Raw genomic sequence first — 710 nt, 5'->3', positions numbered from 1 at the left:
AAATTTGCTTTTGGAAGAATATATGGTGATGCCTCAATTGCAATATATAAAGATATTGGTAATTCAATGAGTGATTTGCCAATGAATGAAGAGTACCAATTTATTGTAGGGATCTATAAGTATGCATTGAAAACTGCAGGATGGTTAATTGTAGATCATCGCGAATTTGATAACGAAGAAGATAAATGGCCTCCACCAACCAAGATAATAGATCAAATCTCAGGAGAGTATTCTATTTACTACAAAGGAGAAATTAAGCCATCTAGTTTTGATGATTGTAAAGACTTAGAAACAGCTGCAGTTTGGGCAGACAATCATATAATAGATAGAATTATGGGAATCAATACTTGGCATAAGGAATAGTTGCAAACAATATCGATTGTATATTCAAGATGTCATGTGACTTCTGATAACACCATATTCACGCATCGGGCATTCGCCCTCGGTCCGGCACGAAGTCAGAAGTGAATTCGTGGAGGCATTTCAGCAGCATGGATGTCAATTCTGCCGGACACATCCGCACCACCTAACCGCATCGCGGCCGCCTTTCAGGCTTAAGGTGGTGGGACGTCGTGAATACAAGAACGTTAGATGAAACTGGTGCAAAGCCAAAAAAAAAATAAGAGGTGGACTATCTGAGTATATCAATAGTTACTCAAAGATTAATTCTTAAAACCATCGATGAATCAAATGCGGATCAAGTATTAGAC

General features: G+C 38.3%; 1 protein-coding gene. It reads left to right on the top strand.

Annotation, left to right across the window (positions count from 1 at the left end):
• Positions 1-363, top strand: a 363-nt coding sequence (locus ACFPQ4_RS04335) for a hypothetical protein (RefSeq protein WP_378110544.1), incomplete at its 5' end; no start/stop codon positions are given.
• Positions 364-710: the final 347 nt, after the last annotated feature.

This window comes from Cohnella yongneupensis (genome assembly GCF_042655785.1).
In the GTDB taxonomy this organism is placed as follows: Bacteria; Bacillota; Bacilli; order Paenibacillales; family Paenibacillaceae; genus Cohnella; species Cohnella yongneupensis.
Note: the sequence above shows the minus strand (reverse complement) of the source record. Positions and strands in the feature narration are given on the sequence as shown.